Here is a 20981-nt window from a genome sequence, read left to right as displayed (position 1 = left end):
GGGGCCTTTTTCCGTTTGCCCGGCGGGCGGGGCGGTCGTCGGTTACTGCGCCGTGACGGTCGGGATGCGCGGGTCGCGGTCGTTTTGCTGGACGCGTGCGGCCACGGCGACCATGAGGGCCTGCGCCAGACACATCGGGGCGGCCAGAGACCGCGAGAACGTGTAGTCGTGTTCCGGAACGGCGAACAGGATGGCCGATGGTTTGGTCAGCGGCGACAGAAAACTGTCCGAGATTGCGATGATCGGCACCTCGGCCTTGGCGCATTCCTCGACGATGTTGACGACCTCGTTGGCATAAAACCGGAAGGACACCGCAAGCAGGACGCTGTTTGGCGGCATGGTGCGCGCCATGTGGGTTGCCAGGCCGCCGCTGGCATCCAGCAGCACGCAGGGACGCCCCAGCATGGTCAGGATGTAGCGCAGGAGAACGACAACCGGTTCCGAGCGCAGTTGCCCGACCAGATACACCGTGTCGGCGCCGGCGATCATTTCGGCGGCGCGACTCAGGTCTTCTGCGTCGACCTTGTCCAGAAGGTCCTGCAAGGAGGCGATGTCGCGCACCACCAGATCGCGCAGAAAGCCAAGCTCGGACTGGTCCTCGCGCAGCGACAACTCGCCTTCGAGGGCTTTTTTGCGGGCCTCGAATCCGGGGGCGGCGGTCGACAGGCGCAATTGAAAGAGCACCTGAAGGTCCTTGAACCCGCTGTAGCCCAGAGATTGCGCAAACCGCACAAAGCTGGATGCATGGATGCCGCAATGCGACGCAATGGAATTGACGGACTGGACGGCGACCTCGTTCGGGTTTTGCGTCAGGTACTCCGCGATCCGCTGGTAGGTCTTGCTCATCTGGTCAAAACGGTCGTGGATCAATCGGATGAGGTCTTCGTAGTTCGCTGGCGGTGAAACGTCCTGTGATCCCATGCTGTTCTCCAAAGTCTGCAATCCGGCTGATCGGCTGCCTGCATCGAGCGCCAACAGTAGGTCGAAACCGCGCCGCCAGCAACGATCGTTGCAGGCGGCGCGGCTGAGCAAGGGGGCGGTTGGGGCGGGCCGGTGTCAGGCGGTGACGCCGCCGCCGATTTCGCGGCGGTTCACCACCAGCGCCGGGTCGATCCGGTCCTTGAAGAAGTCGATGATGTTCTGCGCCGACCCAAGGGCCATGCGTTCGGATGCGCCTTCGGTCACACCCGCGATGTGAGGGCTGAGGATCACCTGATCGAAATGCGTCAGGGGGGAGTCGTCTGCCGGTGGTTCGCTTTCGAAAACGTCCAGTCCGGCGGCGCCGACCTTGCCGGACTCCAGTGCGGCGATCAGGGCGGATTCCTCCACGATGCCGCCACGGGCCGTGTTCACGATGACCACGCCGTCCCTCATCATGGCGAACTGGGCCGCCCCGATCAGCGGTTTGTCGGCCTTCGGGGCGCTGACAGAGATGACATCGGCCCAGCCCAGGGCCGCGTCCAGATCCCCGGCCTCCGCCACCGCCCCGTCGGGCCAGCCAAGACCTTGCAGATAGGGATCGAACGCCCGGATCGTCATGCCAAAGCCGGACATCATCTCTGCCGTGTGCCGCCCGATCCGGCCAAAGCCGAGGATAAGCAGATTGCGCCCGCGAAGATCCTGACTTTCGAGGCTGTTCCGCCAGCCCCATGGCCCGGTCCGCACCGCGCGATCCCCGCGCAGGGCGCGCTTGGACGCGGCGAGGATCATCATGCAGGCATGTTCGGCGACCGAGTAGGAATTGACATCGCCGCACACCGCAAGCGCGATGCCCCGCCGGTTCAGGGCTCCGACGTCCACCGCGTCGTAACCGACCCCATGGCGCGAGACGATCCGCAGCCTGTCCGCCTTGGCGATGGTGTCCCGCGTCAACGGCTGGGTGCGGATCAACAGGGCATCCGCGTCGTGGATGTGGGGGGCGTAGCTGGGTTCACTGATCTCGTCGATGTAGCGAACCGTCAGCCCCGGCGCGGAGTCCAGCAGCGCGCGACCGGATGGATGCAGGTTCCCGGCAACCAGTACATGGGGCATCAGTATCCTCCTCTGGTGTCGGCGGGCGCCGTTGCCGGTCCGGAGACGGCATTGCGGAAGGTCGCGACCGATGCCGCCGCCGCTGCGGCCAGCAGTCGGGCATCGCCCGAGGCGGTGGTCATGTCGTAGCCCCATCCGACCGCGCGGGCGGCGTATTCTGCCGTGCCGCAATGCAGCGCCGCCTTGATGCCGTGTCTGTGGCAGGTCCGGACAATCGTCTGTAGCGCCTCGATCATCTCCGGTTCTTCGCGATCGAAGCCGGGCGGATACCTTGCGTCGCACAGCGAGAAAGTCAGGTCCGCCGGGCCGACATAGATGCCGTCCAGCCCCGGCGTGGCGGCGATGGCGTCGAGATTGGCCATCGCTTCCTTGGTTTCGACCATCGCCCAGCCGACGATCTGGTCATTTGCCTCGGCGTGAATATTGGCCCCTTGCGCAAAAGCGGCGCGCGTGGGGCCAAAGCTGCGCTGGCCGAAAGGCGGATACCGCAGGTAGCTTACAAACTCGGCGGCCTGTTCCGGCGTATTGATCATCGGGCAGATGATCTGCATAGCACCCGCGTCGAGCGCCTTCATGATGGCTGCCGGGTCGAGCCACGGGACACGCGCGCCGATGGTTGTGCCGCTGGCGCGCATGGCCTGAAACATCGGCAAGACGTCGGAGTAGTCCAGAGCCCCATGCTGCCAGTCTATCGAAATCGCATCATAGCCCTGAGCGGCCATGATTTCCGCGGTGAACGGATTGCCGATGGACAACCAGCCGTGCAGGGCGGGCTTGCCCTCTGCCCAGAGTTGTTTGACCTTGTTCTTGATCATGGTTCTTTCCCTCCGGCGCTCAGAAAACGATCTGTGCAAGTTTGGTGTCGAGATAGTCTTCAATGCCTTCCGGCCCGCCTTCGCGGCCCATGCCGGAAAAATTCGTGCCGCCAAACGGCGCTTCGCTGGCGGCGAGCGCAAAGGAGTTGATGCCGACCATGCCCGCCTTGAGGGCCGCGACCGTGCGTCTTGCCCGTTCGGGCGATGCCGTGAAGGCATAGGCGGACAGCCCCATGGCAGAGGCATTTGCCCGCGCCAGAACCTCATCCTCGTCGGTAAAGGAGGTGATGGCGGCGACGGGGCCGAAATTTTCTTCGGCAAAGACCGTCATGTCGTCCGCAACGCCGGTCAGGACGGTCGGTTCATAGAAATGGCCCGCGTTGAATCCGGCAGCGCGGCGACCGCCCGTGGCGAGCGTCGCCCCGGCCGTGACGGCGGCCTGCACGACCGCGTCGATTTCCGACAGGCGGCGCGCGTTGATGAGCGGCCCCATGGTCACGCTATCGTCCAGACCGTCGCCAAGTTTGATGGCCTGCGCGCGTTTGACGAACCCGTCGACAAAGGCATCGTGCAGCGATGCATGAACGAAAAACCGATCCGGGGTGACGCAGACCTGCCCGCAATTGGCGAATTTGGTCGCCACGGTCGCGTCCAGCGCCGCGTCCAGATCGGCATCGTCGTAAAGGATGTAGGGGGCGTTGCCCCCCAGTTCCATCGACACCTTTTTGACCGTGTCGGCGGCATCGCGGATCATCTGCTGGCCGATGCGTGTCGAGCCGGTCAAGGAAACCTTGCGCACCCGCGCGTCTGCCATGATCGGATCGTAGGTGGCCGAGGTCGATCCCGCCACAAGGTTCACCGCCCCGTCCGGCAGCCCGCCGGCCCGGATGCAATCGACCATGATCATTGCGACACCGGGCGTTTGCGACGATGGGCGCAGGACCACCGGGCACCCCGCCGCCAGCGCGGGTGCCAGTTTGCGGGCCGGAAGGGCGGCAGGGAAATTCCATGCGGTGAACGCGCCGACAATGCCCACCGGCTCGTGGGTGATTTCGAACCGCCCGCCGGGAACGCGGCTGTCGACGATGCGGCCGTAGATGCGGCGCGCTTCCTCCGCGTACCAGCGGAACTGGTCACAGGCGAGACTCCATTCGCGGCCCGCCTGCGCCAGCGGTTTGCCGGTTTCGGTCGAAATCATCCGCGTGGCCTCGGCGGCGCGCGACAGCATGTCATCGGCGATTCTGTGCAGCGCGTCGGCCCGGCCAAAGCCGCCCATCAGGCGCAGCGGGGCCGCGGCCCTTGCCGCGGCGTCCAGTGCCGTGCGCGTGGTGTCCGCGCTGGCCGCGGCCACCGTGCCCAGCGGTTTTTCCGTGACGGGGGACATGACGTCCAATTGGGCGGCGCCGTCACACCAGGCCCCGTCGATAAAGCATCCGAATTGACGATACATGATCATTCCACTTCGCTGAGGTTGACGGGGCGGCCCTCACGGACCGACAGAATGGCCGCCTCGGCGAGCAACAGCGCCCTGAGGCCATCGTCAAAGCCGACGGCGGGCGGCAGCTTCTTTTCGGCCGCATCGACAAACGCGTCGATTTCCGAGGCAAATGCCTGCGCATAGCGTTCGATGAAAAAGTTCATCAGGGGCGCTTTGCGGTCCGTGAAAGACGCACCGTACAGGCGGGTGTTGTTGGCCGGATGGTTCTCCGAGATCACCATGCCCTGACTGCCAAACGCCTCGACCCGCTGATCGTACCCATAGACCGCGCGGCGCGCGTTCGAGATCACGCATTGCTTGCCCGACGCGGTTGTCAGGGTGACTGTCACCGTGTCGTAGTCATCGCAGCGCCGCATGAGCGCCGGGGCGACAAGCCGCGCACCGACGGCCGAGACGGTCTCGAATTCTTCACCCATGACAAAGCGCGCCATGTCGAAGTCATGGATCGTCATGTCGCGAAAGATACCGCCGGACACTTCGATATAGGCGTCCGGCGCGATGTCGGGATCGCGTGAGGTGATTGTCACCTGATGGACTTCGCCGATCTGCCCGGCTTCGATCGCCTGCCGGACACCCGCGTGGCCGGTATCGAATCGGCGCACAAAGCCCAGCATGATCGGCACGGTCGTCCCGGCAATCGCCTTGGCGCAGGCTTTGACACGGTCGACAGACAGATCGATCGGCTTTTCGCAAAGGCACGGCTTGGCCGCCGCCACCGCCGCTTCGATGAAGTCGGCATGTGTCGGTGTCGAGGTTGCGATCAGAACCGCATCGACCGCTGAAGACGCAAAGATTTCTTCGGCACTGGCAAAGCGGGGCACCCCCAGTTTGTCCGCGACATCGCTGGCGGCCGCGTGGACGACATCGAAGACGCCCGCCAGCTTTGCCCGCGGATGCGCGTGGATGTTTTCGGCATGCATGCGACCGATCCGGCCACAGCCGAGGACTGCAATTCTCAGCATGGGTTCCTCCCTAAGATTTCTCGCAATGATCATTGCAAGACGGTAGTAATGTCAATATACATTCCGGAATAGAGGAGAATCCATCTGTGGGAGGAAGCCAGGATGTCCGAGAAAACAGTCCGTCTGACGATGGCGCAGGCGCTGGTGCGCTATCTGTGCAACCAGTACACAGAGATCGACGGTGAGCGGGTGCCGCTCTTTGCCGGGGTCTTCGGAATCTTTGGGCATGGCAATGTCACCTGCCTTTCCGAGGCGCTGGAGCAGGTTCAGGACCAATTGCCCACGTGGCGCGGCCAGAACGAGCAGTCGATGGCTCTGGCGGCGGTGGGCTTTGCCAAGGCCAAGCTGCGCCGGCAAATCATGATCGCCGCGTCCTCTGTCGGACCGGGGGCCACCAACATGATCACCGCCGCCGGTGTGGCCCATGCCAACCGTCTGCCGGTGCTGCTGATTTCGGGCGATACCTTTGTGAACCGGCTGCCGGATCCGGTGCTGCAACAGGTCGAGCATTTTGGCAGCCCGTCGACCACGGTGAACGACGGGTTTCGCTGTGTGTCCCGGTTCTGGGACCGGATCACCCATCCGGCGCAGATCCTCTCGTCGCTGCCGCAGGCGATCACCACGATGCTGGACCCGGCAGACTGCGGTCCCGCGTTTATCGGCCTGCCGCAGGACATTCAGGAAATCGCCTACGACTATCCCGAACGCTTTTTTGCCGAAAAGACGTGGGTTATCCCGCGCCCGCGCCCGTCGCGCAGCGAGGTCGCCGCAGCGGTTGAGCTGCTCAGGACGGCCAAGACTCCGCTGATCATATCGGGGGGCGGCGTGCGTTACTCGGGGGCAAACGCGTTTCTGGCGGATTTCGCGACCCGCCGGGGCATCCCGATGACAGAGACCATCGCGGGCAAGGGCGCGGTTGTGCATGACCATCCGGCCTATGTCGGGGCCATGGGAATCGAAGGGACGGACGCGGCAAAGGATCTGGCGGAAACCGCCGATGTGGTCATTGCCGTGGGCACGCGGATGCAGGACTTTACCACCGGGTCATGGACAACCTTCGCCAGCGACGCGCAATTCCTCAACATCAACGCGGCGCGTTTTGACGCCTCCAAGCATCGGGCTGTGCCGGTGGTCGGCGATGCGCTGGAATGCCTGACAGAGATCGACGCGGCGCTGGGCGACTGGCGCTGCGACGCGGCCCAGATGAACCGCGCGCAAAAGCTGTACGCAACATGGAACAAGGCGCTGGATGCGGGGCAGGCAGCCACCAATGCCGCCGTGCCGTCCTATGCTCAGGTGATTGGCGTCGTGAACAGGATGGCGAGGCCCGAGGACACCATGGTCACCGCCGCCGGCGGCCTGCCGGGTGAGACGGCCAAGAACTGGCGGGTCAAAGCGCCCAACACCTATGATCTGGAGTTCGGCTTTTCCTGCATGGGCTACGAAATCGCCGGCGGTTGGGGGCATGCGATGGCCAAGACCTCCGCGGACGGCACGCAGACCGGGGTGCCGATCGTCATGGTGGGCGACGGCTCTTACATGATGATGAACTCGGACATCTATTCGACGGTCCTGTCGGGGCACAAGATGATTGTCGTGGTCTGCGACAACGGCGGGTTCGGGGTGATCAACCGGCTTCAGACGGGCATGGGCGTGCCCGGTTTCAACAACCTGCTCAAGGACAGCCGGGTGCGGAACCCGGACAACCCGCTGCATGTGGATTTCGCCGCCCATGCCCGCGCAATGGGGGCCGAGGCCCGGCATTGCCAAAGCCTGGGCGATCTGGAGGCTGCCATGGAGTGGGCGCAAGGCACCGACCGGACAACCGTCCTGACAATCGACTCGGACGCCTGGACTTGGACCCCAGGTGGCGCTGACTGGTACGTCGGCGTGCCCGAAATCAACCAACGCGAAAGCATCCGAGACGCCCGGAAAGGGCAGGAAGCGCTTCGCAAGAAACAGCGGCAGGGGGTGTGACATGAACCGGATCGAAGGAAAGATCGCCGTCATCACAGGCGGCACACAGGGGCTGGGCGCGGCGATTGCGCGGCTCTTTGCCGAGGCCGGGGCCGCCGGGATCGTCCTTGTGGGGCGCGGCCGCGAAAAAGGCGAAAAGATCGCCGCCGAAATCACCGCAGGGCACGGCACCGATGTGCGCATGGTGTCGGCGGACCTTGGCAACGTGGACGAGACGCGCCGCGTGATGGCCGAGGCCGACAAGGCCTTTGGCCGGGTCGATATTCTGGTGAACGCGGCGGGCCTGACGGATCGCGGCACGATCCTGAACACCAGCCCGGACCTTTTTGACCGGATGTTCGCGATCAACGCGCGGGCACCGTTCTTGCTGATGCAGGATGCTGCCAAAATAATGATCCGCGAAGGCATCGAGGGCCGCATCGTGAATATCGGCTCTATGTCGGAACATGCCGGCCAGCCCTTCCTGTGTCCTTATGCGGCGTCCAAAGGGGCGCTTGCTACCCTGACCCGGAACGCGGGCTACGCGCTGATGCGCAATCGCATCCACGTCAATCAACTGTCCATCGGATGGATGAATTCGGACCATGAGCGCAAACTGATTGAATCAGAGACCGGCGACCCCGGCTTTATCGACCGTGTCGCGGCGGAGAAACCTTTTGGCCGGATACTTGACCCCACAGAGGTCGCGCGGGCGGTCCTGTGGATGGCATCCGCCGACAGCGGCATGATGACCGGGGCCATTGTCAATTTCGACCAATCCATCTGGGGCGCCTATGACGATGCGCCGGTGCCCGGCGAGGCGTTGCAGCCATGACCATGCAGACAATCAAGGGGCCAGCCGTCTATCTGGCGCAGTTCGCGGCGGATGACGCGCCGTACAACAGCCTTCCGAGCCTTGCCAAATGGGCGGCGGACAAAGGCTTTGAGGGGGTGCAGATCCCGACGTGGGACACCCGCCTGATCGACATCGAAAAGGCCGCCGAAAGCGAAACCTACGCCGATGAGATCAAGGGCCTGCTGGCCGACCATGGCCTGATCCTGACCGAGTTCGCCTCGCATATCACCGGCCAGCTTGTCGCGGTGCATCCTGCGCATGATCAGATCATGGACAGCTTTGCGCCCGCGCAGGTGCGCGGGAACCCGGCGGCGCGGCGTGACTGGGCCGAGGCGCAATTGCGCTGTGCCGTGCGCGCCTCCAGCCGTTTCGGGATCACCACCCACACGACCTTTTCGGGATCGTTGCTGTGGCCCTACCTGTATCCCTACCCGCAATGGCCCGAAGGGCTGGTGGACGAGGCGTTTACGGAACTGGCGGCGCGCTGGACGCCCATCCTGAACGATTTCGATGCCCACGGGGTCGATGCCTGCTTTGAGATCCACCCCTGCGAGGATCTGCACGACGGCCATTCATGGGAGTATTTCCTTGAAAAGGTGTCCGGTCATCCGCGCGCGAACATCATGTACGATCCCAGCCATTTCGTGTTGCAGGCGCTCGACTATCTTGCGTTCATCGACCACTACCACGACCGCATCAAGGCGTTTCACGTCAAGGATGCCGAGTTCCGTCCCGACGGGAAATCGGGGGCCTACGGCGGCTTTATGCCGTGGTCCAAGCGCGCCGGGCGGTTCCGCTCACCCGGCGATGGGCAGGTCGATTTCGGCGGTATCTTTACCAAGCTTTCGACCTATGGCTTTGACGGTTGGGCCACGCTGGAATGGGAATGTTTTATCAAGAACCCCGAGGACGGCGCCCGCGAAGGGGCGCAATTCATCAAGGATCACATCATCAAGGTATCGGACCGCGCGTTTGACGATTTCGTCAAATCGGGGGCGAACCGTCAGGCGAACCGGGCGATGCTCGGTCTGGAGGCGTAAATGACCGCTCAACGAAAACTGCGTCTCGGCATGGTCGGCGGCGGCGAGGGGGCCTATATCGGCAACATTCACCGGATCGCCGCGCGGCTGGACAATGCATGGGATCTGGTCGCGGGGGCCTTTGATGTCGATCCGCAAAAGGGGCGCGCCTTTGCGCTGTCGCAGGGCATTGCCGAAGACCGCGCCTATGGCGACTACACGGCGCTGATCGCAGGGGAAACGCTGCGGCAGGACCGGGTCGATGCCGTTGCCATCTGTACCCCGAATTTCACCCACTACCCGATTGCCAAGGCGCTGATGGAGGCCGGGTTCGACGTGATCTGCGAAAAGCCGCTGACCGCCACGCTGGAGGACGCCATCGCGCTGGAAGAGCTGACACGCGTGTCGGGGCGGTTTGTGGGCGTCACCTACACATATTCCGGCTACCCGATGGTGCATGAGGCCCGCGTGCGGGTGGCCAACGGGGAGATTGGCAAGATCCGCACCGTTCAGGTCGAATACCCGCTGGAATGGATGGCCACGGCCATCGAGAGCCAGGGCAACGCGCAGGCGGCCTGGCGCACCGATCCCACAAAGAACGGGCGCGGCGGGTCCATCGGGGATATCGGCACCCACGCCTATCATCTGGCCGGGTTTGTCACCGGGCTGAAACTTGACTGTCTGACCGCAGATCTGGCGACGTTTGTCGACGGGCGGGCGCTGGATGACAATGCGCATGTGATGATGCGCTACCAAGGCGGCGCGCGGGGCCTTTTGTGGTCCAGTCAGGTCGCGCTGGGCAATTCCAACGGTGTGCGCCTGCGGGTCTTTGGTGAAACCGGGTCGTTCCAGTGGTTTCAGGAACAGCCGAATGAATTGGTCTACGCGCCGCTTGACGGCCGGGTGCAGATCATCAAGCGCGGCGCGGGGGATGTCTCGGAGGATGCGCGCCAGCGTTCGCGGACGCCGCCGGGCCACCCCGAAGGATACCTCGAAGCCTTTGCCAATCTTTATGCCGGGTTCGCAGAAGCGATCCGGGCGCGGCGCGAAAACCGCGCGCCGGGTGTTCTGGGTCAAAACCTTCCGATGGCTCATGACGGTCTGAAAGGCGTGGCCTTTGTCGAGGCGGTGGTGGACTGCGCCGAAAGCGAAACGCCGATCTGGATAACGCCGGTCGCGATCTGACCGTTGCTGGCTGCGGGACACCCGCGCTCGTGCTGCGACGGGGTGTGGTGAGGCGCTTGCCCTGACCACACCCCCTGCTGCGGGTCATCCCGGATAACAGGCCTGCCCTACAGGCCGAGATCCAGCAGCGCGCTGCGCATGACCTCGGCGTCGGCGTCGATGCCGGACCAGTATTTGAGGCCGATCACGCCCTGACCAACCAGCATGCCCAAGCCATCGGCGGTCTTGCAGCCGCGCGCCTGCGCCGCCTTGAGAAAGGTGGTCAGCGGCGGGTTATGGATGCCGTCGGCCACGACCATGTCCGCTGTCAGGCTATTGTGGTCGATGTCCGGGGTGGCGTCGACATGCGGGTACAGCCCGATGGAGGTGGCGTTGACCACAATGCCGGTGCCAGCCGGGACAGAGTAGGTGCGGTCCCATGGCTGATACTCGGCGCTGGCCGGGGTCTTGTCGGTGATCAGGCGGGCCACCGCCTCGCCCCGGTCGCGGCTGCGGTTGACGATGGTGATATGGGCGACGCCCGCCAGCGCCAGTTCGACCGCGACGGCCCGTGCCGCGCCGCCAGCGCCCAGCAGCACCGCGCGCTGGCCCGCAGGATCGGTGACGTCGGACAACGCCCGGACAAAGCCCTTGCCGTCGGTGTTCTCGCCGATCAGGCGACCGTCGTCTTGCCGCACGACGGTATTGACCGCGCCGATGATCTCTGCCGACTGGCCCAGCCCGTCGAGATGGTCGATCACCGCCACCTTGTGCGGGATCGAGCAGTTGAACCCGCGCCAGCGCATCGCCCGCGCGCCCTTGACCGCATCGCCAAGGTCCTCTGGCGCGACTTCGCAGTTGATGTAGCGCCAGTTCAGCCCGTGGTGGCGGTAGGCCGCTTCGATCATCGCCACCGTGGGGTTTTCGCCTGCGGGCATGGCAAAAGAGCCGGTCAGCGGGTGCAGGAAATCGTGGGTCATTGGGGTTTACTCCTGTGTCAGGCGGCCTTGTGTGCGGCGAGGGTGCGGCTGAGATAGGTGCCGACCCGCAGCGCCTGTGCAGCGACGGTCAGCGCGGGGTTCACGGCGGCGGAGGACGGGAAGCACCCGGCATCCACGACGAAAAGGTTTGGATGGTCATGCGCCCGGCAGAGCGGGTCGAGCGCAGAGGTTGCCGGATCGTCGCCCATGCGGACCGTGCCGCATTGATGCGAGGGGGCCGTGATGCCGAAGGCATGGCGCAGGACAAGCGGAAAGCCGATCCGGCGCAGCACTCTGCGCGCGTGGCGCACAAACCGGTCATGGGCGTTCAGGTCCGCCGGGTGCCATGTCACCTCTGGCGTGCCATCCGGCAACAGCCGCACGCGGTTTTCGGCCAGCGGCGGATCCTCGGACATGATCAGCCAGTCTACACTGTGCCGCCCCAGCCAGTTGGCGGCGGGGCGCGGTGTGCGGGGATAGGTGGCGCGGATCATCGGCCCCTTGATGTTGCCCAGCATCTGGATATTGCCGCGCGCCAGCGGATCGCCGTCGATACCGTGATAGAAATCGTTCACCGACAGGGTCTTGGGAAAGTTGGTGTCATTGACGGTGCCCGGCAGGACACCCATCAGCCCGGTCAGGTGGTGGTTCATCAGGTAGCGACCGACCACGCCGGAGCGGTTGGCAAGCCCGTCGGGACACCGCTCGGAGGCGGACCGCAGCAGGATCAGCGCCGAATTGATCGCCCCGGCGCTGAGGACAAACAGCGGGGCGGCGATCCGGCTGACCTTACCGTTGCTGTCAACCTCGGCGGCGACGATCTTTTGGCCGTCCGCATCGTGGATCAGGCGCATCACCTTTGCGCCGGTGCGTATCTCAACATTCGGTAGTCCCTGAAGACGGCTCAGCACCCGCGTTTCGGCATCGCCCTTGGCCCCGAACCGGCAGCCGAATGCATCGCAGGTGCCGCAGCGCTGGCATTTGCCGCCGGGACCGTAATCAATCGCTGCGGGCATGTGGAACGGTCTCAGCCCGGCCTTTGACAGCCGCTCTGCCATGCGTCCGATCAGCGGTTCATGCGGCACCGGGGCGTGGCTGTAGCCGCCGCTGCGGGGCGGCTCTGTCGGGTCTTGCCCCGCCAGCCCGCGCACGCCGAACAGGCGTTCGGCCTCTGCGTAATGCGGCTCCAGATCGGCATAGCGGATCGGCCACGCGGGCGAGATGGCATCCTCATGCGCCGTTTCGGCAAAATCGCTTTCGCGGAACCGGAACATGGCGGTGCCGTAAAACTTGGTGTGACCACCGAGGAAATAGTATTGACCGGGGCGATAGCGGCGCCCGGTCTCGTCCTGCCACTGCTCATGGGTGCGATAGCGGTTTTGCACAAACACCGCTTCGGCATCTGTCAGCTCGGGCTCATTGGGGAGCTGTTCGCCACGTTCAAGGATCAGCACGCGCAGTCCGGCGTCCGCCAGTTTCAGCGCCACGGACGCGCCGCCTACGCCGCTGCCGATCACCACCACATCCGGATTTTCGAAGGTTTTGTGCATATCCTCACCTCTTTTCGACAGCCAAGTTATCGCTGCCCTAGGCCTTGCGCCATTCCCGAGTCCGGTGAATTCTTGTACGATCACCGCATTCATCGCAAAGGGGCTGTCATGCGACCGTGGTTCGAGGCGGTGACTATACCGGACGGGCAATCCTGCCTGATCTACGACCGCAGGCTGCCGGAGTTCGCCTTCAACTGGCACTACCACCCGGAATATGAACTGACCCTGACGCTGGGCAGCCACGGCACGCGGTTCGTCGCCAGCGACGTGGCGCCCTATGCCGATGGCGATCTGGCGCTGATCGGGCCAAATGTCCCACATGCATGGCAGTCGCATCGTCTGGCAGAGGGGGCGGCAGAGCATCGCGCCATCGTCTGCTGGTTCACGGATGACTGGATTTGCAAGCTGCTGGACCTGATGCCGGAACTGGGCACTATCGGCCCGCTGCTGCGGGAATCCCAAAACGGCCTGTTGTTCGGGGCGGACACCTCGACGGCGATGAAGGCGCGGATGCTGCGGCTGTGTGAGCAGCCGCAGCCTGACCGCGCGCTGGGTCTGGTGCATTTGCTGCTGGATCTGGCGCGGGCAAAGGATCGCACAACCCTGTCGCCGGGGGCAATCACGCCATCGGATGTGCCGCGCGACAGGCGGCGGATGGAGCGCGTGCTGGCCCATGTCCACGCCCGGTTCGATGCGCCGATCAGGCTGGCCCCGCTTTGCGCGCTTGCCAATGTCACCGAAAGCCAATTACAGCGCATCTTCAAGCGCAGCACCGGGCTGTCGGTCAGTGAATATGTCACCCGTCTACGGGTTGGCCGCGCCTCGACCCTGCTAAGCCGTAGCGACCTGCCGATGGCGGATATCGCCGAGAAATGCGGCTTTCACGATGCGGCCTATTTCGCGCGAAAGTTTCGCGCGACGACCGGACGTTCGCCGACGGCCTATCGCCGGGAGTTCCAGTCCTCGGGGCCCGCGCTGCCGATCGGGGCCTTCCCGATGCGGCGCGACCGGACAGGATGAGGCAGTTCCTGTGTTGGCTCTGCCGAGGCGGCCGCCGGATCACCGATGTCCACCGCACCTTGTGTCTCAGGTTGTGATCCGGCGCGTTCTGGTCACAATACGTCGATGCCAAGGGCACGAAGGGCCGAACGCGCGTTGGGGGCAATGACAGGATGTGGTGTGTTTCGGTTCCTTAAATCGGTCTTTGCCAAGCCAAAGCAAAGCAGACTGGCGCAGGCCCTGAACCGTATCGACACGGCGGCAGAGGCATTCCGCAGCGCCGCCGAGACCTGTGGCCCGCCGCAGTCGCAACTGTTCTGGCGGCTGGCCGGGGCCACCTCTGACCTGCGCAACCGGATCAAGGCGGACCCCGCGCAGATCACCCCTCTGAGAAAGCTCATCTTTTTCTTCATTCCGAAGATGTCAGAGCTGTGCACCAGATGGGCCAGACTGGCCGCGTCGCACCCGTTGGAAACGCCGGATCACCGCGCGCTGGAAGAGTTTCAGTCCTATCTGGCCCTGATCCGGGCCGCAGAGCAAAGCTGTCTTTCGCAGCAATACGGCGATCTCCAAGCCTCTATGGAGACGATGGAACAGCAACTGGACAGGCACGGGTCGTGACCCGGCGGGCTGATTTCTCGACCATGTCGTTTTGCCATCCGTGGCGCAGCTATCAGGCCCGGCTGCTGGCCGAGATGGATGACCACCTGAGCGATGAGAAGCTGCATTTCGTGGCCGCTCCGGGTGCGGGAAAGACCGTGCTGGGGCTGGAGATCATCCGGCGTCTGGGGCGCAGGACGCTGATCCTTGCCCCCAGCCTGCTGGTGCGTGACCAATGGATCGCACGGTTGGTGCATGACTATCTGGGCGGCGCGGTTCCCGACTGGATCGACACGGACATCATGTCGGATGCGCCGGTTCGGGTCAGCACCTATCAGAACATCCACACCAGCCGGACAAAACAATTGCCGCCGTTTGACCTGCTTTGTCTGGATGAGGCGCATCACCTGCGCCGTTCGTGGTGGCGGACCCTGACGCGGCTGGCAGAAGGCAACGCCTGTATGACGCTGTCGCTGACCGCGACGCCGCCCTATGACGTCACTGCCTCTGAATGGGGGAATTACACGGCGCTGTGCGGCCCCGTGGATGCAGAGATTTCGGTGCCCGAACTGGTGCGCAGCGGGGATCTGTGCCCGCATCAGGATCTTGTCTATCTGGCACCTGCCGCCAACGGGCAGGTCTATCAGGACAATCTGGAGACCGAGCGCGCGCTGTTTGACAATCTGGCAAGGGACGCCACGCTGATCGACCGCCTGCGCGCCGATCCGTGGATCGTTGAGACCGGGTTGCATGTTCATGCCATTCTGGAAAACCCGGTGCGGTTCAGCGCGATGCTGGTTTATCTGCGCCACAACGGCTGCCCGGTTCCGCCCTATGCCAAGCGCGTCTTGCAGGTGAACGATGCGGATTGGCCGGCGCTGGATTGGGAGTGGCTGCTGACGCTGTTCCGCGCGTTCCCGCAAGAGCACTTGCCGCCCGGCCTGTTGGCCCGGCTAAAGCGGGCGGGCGCGCTGCGCAATGACACGCTGACCCTGCCGCCGCCCGCCTTTGCCGACCGCCTGCGTCTGCTCAAGAACGATCAGGCCAAGCTGGACGCGATGCCGGAGATCTACGCCACCGAACGCGCGGCCAAGGGCGACGCGCTGCGCATGGCGATCCTGCTGGACCGGATCGGCAAGACAAACCTGCGCCTGCCCGACGCGCCGCCAGAGTTCAACACTCTGGGGGTGTTCCGGCACCTGTTGGACAGGGTCGGCCCTACCCGGATGGCGGTTCTCACCGGGCAGTTCGCGATCCTGCCAAAGGATGTGTCAGAGGGGTTGGACGGGCAAGAGGTGCCGGGGGCGGCTGGCTACGCCCTTGTCGACGGGGCGCAGCATGTCACCGCTGTGGACCGGGCAAACCGGGCGTTCTCTGCGGGCGCGGTCGAGATCATCATTGGCACCCAGTCCTTTCTGGGGCAGGGCTGGGATGCGCCTGCGCTCAATGCGCTTGTCCTAGGCACCGGGTTGAAAAGCTTTGTGGCGGTCAATCAGTTGCGGGGCAGGGCGCTGCGCAGCTTTTCCGAACAGCCTGAAAAGACCTCGCATATCTGGCATATGGCCGTGGTGCCGCACCAGCGGGCCGAAGGCGAAGACGTTGACCGTCTGCGCAGCCGGTTCGCGTGTTTTGTCCGGCTGGACCGGGATGAGGGGGCGATCCATTCGGATTTCGATCTGGCAGAGGACGTCGTGGGCCAGAACACACTGGCCAAGACCCGCGCGCGGACCTGCGCCACGCTGGCCGCCGAATGGCAGGCCGCCTTGGTCACGCAGAACGGTCTGGCGGCACACCTGAGAACACACACCATCCTGCCCTTGCGGCACAGGTTGCAGTCCCTGCCGGTGCCCGCGATGTCCTTTTGGGGGCGTCTTGCGGTGGAATTTGGCCGCGCGCCTTCGGTGTCGCAGACCCGCAGGGTGGTCGACCGCATCGCCAGGATGACAATCGCCAGCCTGTCAGAGCTTGGCGACCTGCCGCCCGTGACCCGCGATCTGGCCCCGATTGTCACGTGGGACGGGACCGCGTGGCAGGTTGGGATCACCGCGACATGCAAGCTGGACGAAGCGATCTTTCACGAGGTCTTTCAACAGATATTCAACCCGGTTGACGGCCCCCGCTACGTGATTTCGGTCCACTCCGGACTGCTGCACAAGAGTTTTCAGTATTTCGCGGTGCCGGATCGGTTTGGGTCACACAAAGACCGCGCCACCGTTTTCTGGCGGAACTGGCGGGCCTACATTGGCCGTGGCACCTTGGTCTATACGCGCACCGTTGCGGGCCGGGGCGTATTGCAGGCCGCCAGATTGAGCAGTTCTGGCCGGGAAACCCAGAGCCGAACCCGGTGGCATTAACCTGAGCAGCCGCAGTCGCAACAGGGCTGGCGCAATCGCTACTCCGAAACAATCCGCTGTTCAGAGGGGGTCGGGATCGGATGGACCCGTTTGGCGATCTGGAACAGCCCGTCGATGTAATCCGTCTGCGCATCGTCAAGACGCACGCCAAGAGTGATACTCTTGTGCAATCCCTGCGGCCCGACGCGGATTGTGGTGATCGGCATGCCGGTTGCGTCTTCGCGGATCAGCCAGTCTGGCAATACGCTGACGCCCCGCGCGGCGGCGACCAGTTGCAGCATCAGGTCGGTGCTTTCGACCCCGATCTGGCGCGCGGGGCGACAGTCCGCAGGGACCAGAAACCGGGAATAGATATCCAGCCGGTCCGGCGTGACCGGAACGGTCAGCAGGTCTTCGCCCATCAGATCCTCCGGCACGATGAACTTTCGCCCGGCTAGCCGATGGCCGGTGTGGACCGCCAGCAAGAGTTCCTGATCGAAAACCGGCGTGAAATGGAGGTCAGGCAGTTTCACCGGGTCCGGTGTGACCAGCACGTCGATTTCATGGGCCTGCAACGCCGCGATCCCGTCAAAGCGGAACGCGGTGCGCACCTCCAGATCGACGTCGGGCCATGCGGCCAGATAGGGCGCGGTCACGCGCATGAGCCATTTTTGGCAAGGATGACACTCCATCCCGATGCGCATGGCGCCGCGCCGTCCGCGCGCAATGTCGGCAAGCACGCGTTCGGCATGTTCAAGTTCCGGCACCATGCGCTCGGCGAGGTCGCGCAGATACGCGCCAGCCTGCGTGAGTTCCAGACTGCGCCCCTTCTTGCGCCAGACCTTGACTTGATGGCGGTCTTCAAGCTTGGCAATGGCGTGGCTGACCGCCGACTGGCTGAGGTTCATCCGGTCCGCCGCCGCGGTGACGCTGCCGGTACGGTTGACTTCGCGGATGATGGTCAGGTGCTGGCGGTCGATCATTATGAATATCCTGCATGGGTCGATGATTTCATACCATTTCTGCTCATGGGATGTCTTTGCTATTTCCGGGCCAGCCGATCCAAACCCTGAAAACGGAGCCCGCCATGACCGCCGCCGCCAAGAGATCCCGGTTCGACGAAGTCATCGACCGCCGGGCCACCAATTCTATGAAATGGGACGGGGCGCGGATGCTGCTGGCACCCCAAGAGGCCGCCGCCGATCCGCTGCCGATGTGGGTGGCGGACATGGATTTCCGCGCCCCGAAACCGGTGCGTGACGCGCTTGTCAGGGCGGCGGAAAACGGTGTCTTCGGTTATCCGGCCGGGGCCAGCAAATCCTATGTCGCGGCGGTCACGGGTTGGCAGCAAAGCCGTTTCGGGTGGGAGGTCGCGCCGGACTGGGTTGTGCAGACCAGCGGCGTCACCACCGCGATCAAGACCATTGTGCAGGGGTTTTCGGCCCCCGGCGACAGCATCCTGATGCAACCGCCAGTCTATGGCCATTTCCGCGATGACGTGCTGTTGAACGGTCGGTCCCCGGTCAATGCGCCGCTCACGCGGACCGAGGACGGCTATTGCTTTGACGAGAAAGTGTTCGAGGCGGCGATCCGCCCGAATACCAAGATCTTCATCCTGTCGCACCCGCACAACCCCACCGGCAATGTCTGGACCGAGGATGAACTGCGCGCGATGGGCGAGATCTGCGCCCGGCACGGCATCCTTGTCATCGCGGATGAGATTCATCAGGATCTGGTCATGAACGCCGCCCGTCGGCACATTCCCTTTGCAAGCCTGAGCCACGATTTCGCGCAGAATTCAATCACCTGTACGGCTCCGTCCAAGACCTTCAACCTGCCGGGCCTGCAAAGCGCGAACCTGTTCATCCCGAACCCACGCCTGCGCGATGCGTTCAAACGGCAATACGACCGCAACATGTTCCCGCTGGTGAACGTCATGGGCATGGTTGCGGCCGAAGCGGCCTATACACACTGCGCGGCATGGCTGGATGAGTTGATTGCCTATGTGCGGGCAAACCATCTTCATTTCGCCACGGCTGTCGCGGATATGGGTGCCGGGCTGCGCGTTCTGCCTGCGGACTCGCTGTACCTTGGCTGGATGGATTGCCGGTCGCTGGGTCTGGATGCGGATACGCTCAACCGGTTCATGTTGACCGAGGCTCGGCTCTGGTTGGACAAGGGGCAGAAATTCGGCGCGGAGGGGCGCGGCTACATGCGGGTGAACCTTGGCTGCCCGCGTGCCACCATCGACGAGGCTGTCCGGCGGCTCGGGCGTGCCGTGGACGGGCGCAGGCAAGCCGCGTGACCGCAACCTGTCACGTCATGGAGGGACCGCGCGCCACATTGCAGGCCCGGTGCCCGAGGTCCGCAAGGCCACCACGATATTCGGCAAGCTTGTATTGTTCGGTGCTCTGGCGAATGGGGCGCGTCGGACTGGGCGTGTCGGACTGGGCGGCGTCAGCCACCCCATGTGTCGGACAGCGTAAAGCCCTGCGGGAAAGGGTCGGTGGGATCAAGGCCGATCTGGGACATGCCGTAGATCCAGCATTGCCCGGATACACGGTTGCGTGTGGCGGTATAGGGGCCGACCTTGGTCAGGCCCAGAAACTCTGTGGTGAACTCGCCCCCGATGATCGAGCGAGAGGTGATCACGTCACCGGGCGTGGCGTGTCCGGTGGCGTGGCGCGCGGCCATGCTGGCATTCGATCCGGTGCCGCATGGCGACCTGTCCGCGCGCCCCGGTCGCAGGGTTGTGCAGGTGCGCAGCGCGCCATCGGGATCGGTGTCGCGAAACATCACGTAGGCCAGTCCGTTCAGGGCGGGGATCGACGGATGCGGCGCCGTCTCCTGTTCCGCGATCCGATTGCGCAGGGCGACACCGATGGTCGCCAGATCGCGCGCGTTTTCCGGCGCGATGGTCAGACCGACCTGAGCCACATCCACCAGCGCGTAGAACACCCCGCCAAAGCAGAGGTCATAGCCGACAGAACCGTGGTCGGCAGTCTCGACCGAGCCGGTTTTCGCAAGGAAAGACGGCGGCATGTCCAGCGCCACCCGCGTGACCTTGCCGCCCGCGCACGTCGCGGTGGCGCGCACCAGCCCGGCGGCGGTGTCGAACGTCACGACGGTTTCCGGCGCGGCCATCGGGATCATGCCGGTTTCCAGCAGGGCGGTAGTGGCGCACATGGCGTTTGACCCTGACATGGCATGCGCCTGATCCGGTTGCAGGATGATCAGCCCGACGTCCGCCGCCGGATCGCAGGCGGGGGTCAGCAGGCAAAACGACCCGGCCGGGCCAGAGCGCGGCTCAGAGCATAGGAACCGGCGCAGGCTGTCGTCGACCCTGTTCAGGTGATCGAGCTTTTCGGCCATGGTTGCGCCGGGGATGTCCAGAACGCCGCCGGTCACAACCCGGCCAATTTCACCGGCGCAGTGCACATCAACGGTTTGAAGGGTCCGGGTCCAGTGCATGATGGCCTCCTATGCCACGGCCTGTGCGCCGGTGATTTCCACCACCGAACCGCATAGATACCCGGCCTCGTCCGAGGCCAGAAAAGCCACGAGGGCCGCAATCTCCGCCGCCTCGCCAATCCGTCCGTACGGGACAAGCCGGTTCAGGTCTTCGATGCTGCGGCCAGAGCGGGCAAGGTTCGATTCCAGCATCGGGGTGCGCACCTCTCCGGGGGCTATACCATTCACGCGGATCTTGTCCGGCGCGTAGTCGCGCGCGAGGTTTTTGGTAAAGGCGACGACCGCCGCCTTGGTCGTGTTGTAGGCCAGATGGTCCGGCGCGGGGTGCAGCCCCCATTGCGAGGCGGTGTTGACGATGGCACCGCCGCCCTGCCGTTGCATGACCGGAACGACCGCCTGACACATGTGGAACAGCGCGTCGATATTGACCGCAAAGGACAGGCGCCAGTCTGCGGGCGTCAATTCCATCAGCGGCCCGCGCCGCATCAGGCCCGCATTGTTGCACAGTATGTCGATGCCATCCCCGGCGATCTGGTCCACAAAGGCATGTATGGCCTGCGGATCGGTCAGGTCGACATCATGCGCGGTGCCGCCGATCTCGGCCGCAAGCGCGTCGCCCGCCGCCTTTGCGGTGTCCAGAATGCGCACCAATGCGCCCTCGGACGCAAGGCGACGACAGATCGCCTCGCCGATCCCGCCGGCGCCGCCGGTCACGATGGCTGTCTTTCCTTGGAAACGTTGCATGGG

General features: G+C 64.3%; 18 protein-coding genes. 8 read left to right on the top strand and 10 right to left on the bottom strand.

The annotated features are described in order from the left end of the window. Positions 1 to 42: 42 nt before the first annotated feature. The 5 genes from ACN0S5_RS12385 to iolG all read right to left on the bottom strand — a co-directional run bounded on the left by ACN0S5_RS12385 (position 43) and on the right by iolG (position 5306). Complete coding sequence (locus tag ACN0S5_RS12385) at positions 43 to 921, bottom strand: MurR/RpiR family transcriptional regulator (protein WP_417208607.1); 879 nt, start codon at positions 919 to 921, stop codon at positions 43 to 45. A 135-nt stretch (positions 922 to 1056) separates the two neighbouring features. Beyond that, a complete protein-coding gene (locus tag ACN0S5_RS12380) occupies positions 1057 to 2031 on the bottom strand; it encodes a hydroxyacid dehydrogenase (RefSeq protein ID WP_417208606.1) in 975 nt (324 codons plus the stop codon). Beyond that, positions 2031 to 2846, bottom strand: coding sequence for an HpcH/HpaI aldolase family protein (locus tag ACN0S5_RS12375; RefSeq protein ID WP_417208604.1), 816 nt, complete (start codon positions 2844 to 2846; stop codon positions 2031 to 2033). The genes ACN0S5_RS12380 and ACN0S5_RS12375 overlap by 1 nt, the downstream gene beginning before the upstream one ends. Positions 2847 to 2865: 19 nt before the next feature. Then, the gene (locus ACN0S5_RS12370) at positions 2866 to 4296 is read right to left on the bottom strand and encodes an NAD-dependent succinate-semialdehyde dehydrogenase (protein ID WP_417208603.1); all 1431 of its coding nucleotides are present in this window, start codon (positions 4294 to 4296) and stop codon (positions 2866 to 2868) included. 2 nt (positions 4297 to 4298) lie between these two features. Next, positions 4299 to 5306 (bottom strand): inositol 2-dehydrogenase, encoded by a 1008-nt coding sequence (iolG, locus tag ACN0S5_RS12365; RefSeq protein ID WP_417208602.1) that lies wholly within the window; start codon positions 5304 to 5306, stop codon positions 4299 to 4301. A gap of 102 nt (positions 5307 to 5408) precedes the next feature. Here iolG and iolD point away from each other — a divergent pair, with 102 nt between their 5' ends. From iolD to ACN0S5_RS12345, 4 genes are read left to right on the top strand one after another with little or no spacing between them, the layout of a single operon-like run. Then, positions 5409 to 7283 (top strand): 3D-(3,5/4)-trihydroxycyclohexane-1,2-dione acylhydrolase (decyclizing), encoded by a 1875-nt coding sequence (gene iolD, locus ACN0S5_RS12360; protein WP_417208601.1) that lies wholly within the window; start codon positions 5409 to 5411, stop codon positions 7281 to 7283. A 1-nt stretch (position 7284) separates the two neighbouring features. Beyond that, the gene (locus ACN0S5_RS12355; protein ID WP_417208600.1) at positions 7285 to 8097 is read left to right on the top strand and encodes an SDR family oxidoreductase; all 813 of its coding nucleotides are present in this window, start codon (positions 7285 to 7287) and stop codon (positions 8095 to 8097) included. 2 nt (positions 8098 to 8099) lie between these two features. Then, the gene (locus ACN0S5_RS12350; RefSeq protein WP_417208628.1) at positions 8100 to 9158 is read left to right on the top strand and encodes a sugar phosphate isomerase/epimerase family protein; all 1059 of its coding nucleotides are present in this window, start codon (positions 8100 to 8102) and stop codon (positions 9156 to 9158) included. Between the two features lie 30 nt (positions 9159 to 9188). After that, positions 9189 to 10322, top strand: coding sequence for a Gfo/Idh/MocA family protein (locus ACN0S5_RS12345; RefSeq protein WP_417208627.1), 1134 nt, complete (start codon positions 9189 to 9191; stop codon positions 10320 to 10322). Between the two features lie 107 nt (positions 10323 to 10429). Here ACN0S5_RS12345 and aroE read toward each other — a convergent pair whose 3' ends face one another. Continuing rightward, complete coding sequence (gene aroE, locus ACN0S5_RS12340; protein WP_417208599.1) at positions 10430 to 11281, bottom strand: shikimate dehydrogenase; 852 nt, start codon at positions 11279 to 11281, stop codon at positions 10430 to 10432. A gap of 17 nt (positions 11282 to 11298) precedes the next feature. Then, entirely contained in the window at positions 11299 to 12831 is a 1533-nt protein-coding gene (locus ACN0S5_RS12335; protein ID WP_417208597.1) for a GMC oxidoreductase, read from the bottom strand. A gap of 108 nt (positions 12832 to 12939) precedes the next feature. Here ACN0S5_RS12335 and ACN0S5_RS12330 point away from each other — a divergent pair, with 108 nt between their 5' ends. The 3 genes from ACN0S5_RS12330 (at position 12940) to ACN0S5_RS12320 (ending at position 16784) form a co-directional block, all read left to right on the top strand. Continuing rightward, the gene (locus ACN0S5_RS12330; protein WP_417208596.1) at positions 12940 to 13851 is read left to right on the top strand and encodes a helix-turn-helix domain-containing protein; all 912 of its coding nucleotides are present in this window, start codon (positions 12940 to 12942) and stop codon (positions 13849 to 13851) included. Positions 13852 to 14010: 159 nt separating this feature from the next. Continuing rightward, positions 14011 to 14451: a hypothetical protein gene (locus ACN0S5_RS12325; RefSeq protein ID WP_417208594.1), complete on the top strand. Its 441-nt coding sequence runs from the start codon at positions 14011 to 14013 to the stop codon at positions 14449 to 14451. Beyond that, a complete protein-coding gene (locus ACN0S5_RS12320; RefSeq protein WP_417208593.1) occupies positions 14448 to 16784 on the top strand; it encodes a DEAD/DEAH box helicase family protein in 2337 nt (778 codons plus the stop codon). Before ACN0S5_RS12325 ends, ACN0S5_RS12320 begins: the two co-directional genes overlap by 4 nt. Positions 16785 to 16822: 38 nt before the next feature. On the opposite strand, the gene ACN0S5_RS12315 is transcribed toward ACN0S5_RS12320, so the two are convergent. Beyond that, positions 16823 to 17746 (bottom strand): LysR family transcriptional regulator, encoded by a 924-nt coding sequence (locus ACN0S5_RS12315; protein ID WP_417208592.1) that lies wholly within the window; start codon positions 17744 to 17746, stop codon positions 16823 to 16825. 104 nt (positions 17747 to 17850) lie between these two features. On the opposite strand from ACN0S5_RS12315, the gene ACN0S5_RS12310 reads away from it, so the two are divergent. Further along, positions 17851 to 19068 (top strand): MalY/PatB family protein, encoded by a 1218-nt coding sequence (locus ACN0S5_RS12310; RefSeq protein WP_417208591.1) that lies wholly within the window; start codon positions 17851 to 17853, stop codon positions 19066 to 19068. A 152-nt stretch (positions 19069 to 19220) separates the two neighbouring features. Here ACN0S5_RS12310 and ACN0S5_RS12305 read toward each other — a convergent pair whose 3' ends face one another. Further along, on the bottom strand, positions 19221 to 20234 hold the full coding sequence (locus ACN0S5_RS12305; protein ID WP_417208590.1) for a proline racemase family protein: 1014 nt from the start codon (positions 20232 to 20234) through the stop codon (positions 19221 to 19223). A gap of 9 nt (positions 20235 to 20243) precedes the next feature. Then, positions 20244 to 20978 (bottom strand): SDR family NAD(P)-dependent oxidoreductase, encoded by a 735-nt coding sequence (locus tag ACN0S5_RS12300; protein ID WP_417208588.1) that lies wholly within the window; start codon positions 20976 to 20978, stop codon positions 20244 to 20246. Between the last annotated feature and the right edge of the window lie 3 nt (positions 20979 to 20981).

It is taken from the genome of Antarctobacter sp. (assembly GCF_048262615.1).
In the GTDB taxonomy this organism is placed as follows: domain Bacteria; phylum Pseudomonadota; class Alphaproteobacteria; order Rhodobacterales; family Rhodobacteraceae; genus Antarctobacter.
This window is presented reverse-complemented; position numbering and strand designations above follow the sequence as displayed.

Coding starts and splice junctions, on each gene's coding strand:
- ACN0S5_RS12310 (WP_417208591.1), top strand. CDS start 17,851: ATGACCGCCGCCGCCAAGAGATCCCGGTTCGACGAAGTCATCGACCGC.
- ACN0S5_RS12300 (WP_417208588.1), bottom strand. CDS start 20,978: ATGCAACGTTTCCAAGGAAAGACAGCCATCGTGACCGGCGGCGCCGGC.
- ACN0S5_RS12350 (WP_417208628.1), top strand. CDS start 8,100: ATGCAGACAATCAAGGGGCCAGCCGTCTATCTGGCGCAGTTCGCGGCG.
- iolD (WP_417208601.1), top strand. CDS start 5,409: ATGTCCGAGAAAACAGTCCGTCTGACGATGGCGCAGGCGCTGGTGCGC.
- ACN0S5_RS12330 (WP_417208596.1), top strand. CDS start 12,940: ATGCGACCGTGGTTCGAGGCGGTGACTATACCGGACGGGCAATCCTGC.
- aroE (WP_417208599.1), bottom strand. CDS start 11,281: ATGACCCACGATTTCCTGCACCCGCTGACCGGCTCTTTTGCCATGCCC.
- ACN0S5_RS12385 (WP_417208607.1), bottom strand. CDS start 921: ATGGGATCACAGGACGTTTCACCGCCAGCGAACTACGAAGACCTCATC.
- ACN0S5_RS12380 (WP_417208606.1), bottom strand. CDS start 2,031: ATGCCCCATGTACTGGTTGCCGGGAACCTGCATCCATCCGGTCGCGCG.
- ACN0S5_RS12345 (WP_417208627.1), top strand. CDS start 9,189: ATGGTCGGCGGCGGCGAGGGGGCCTATATCGGCAACATTCACCGGATC.
- ACN0S5_RS12375 (WP_417208604.1), bottom strand. CDS start 2,846: ATGATCAAGAACAAGGTCAAACAACTCTGGGCAGAGGGCAAGCCCGCC.
- ACN0S5_RS12315 (WP_417208592.1), bottom strand. CDS start 17,746: ATGATCGACCGCCAGCACCTGACCATCATCCGCGAAGTCAACCGTACC.
- iolG (WP_417208602.1), bottom strand. CDS start 5,306: ATGCTGAGAATTGCAGTCCTCGGCTGTGGCCGGATCGGTCGCATGCAT.
- ACN0S5_RS12335 (WP_417208597.1), bottom strand. CDS start 12,831: ATGCACAAAACCTTCGAAAATCCGGATGTGGTGGTGATCGGCAGCGGC.
- ACN0S5_RS12355 (WP_417208600.1), top strand. CDS start 7,285: ATGAACCGGATCGAAGGAAAGATCGCCGTCATCACAGGCGGCACACAG.
- ACN0S5_RS12370 (WP_417208603.1), bottom strand. CDS start 4,296: ATGTATCGTCAATTCGGATGCTTTATCGACGGGGCCTGGTGTGACGGC.
- ACN0S5_RS12305 (WP_417208590.1), bottom strand. CDS start 20,234: ATGCACTGGACCCGGACCCTTCAAACCGTTGATGTGCACTGCGCCGGT.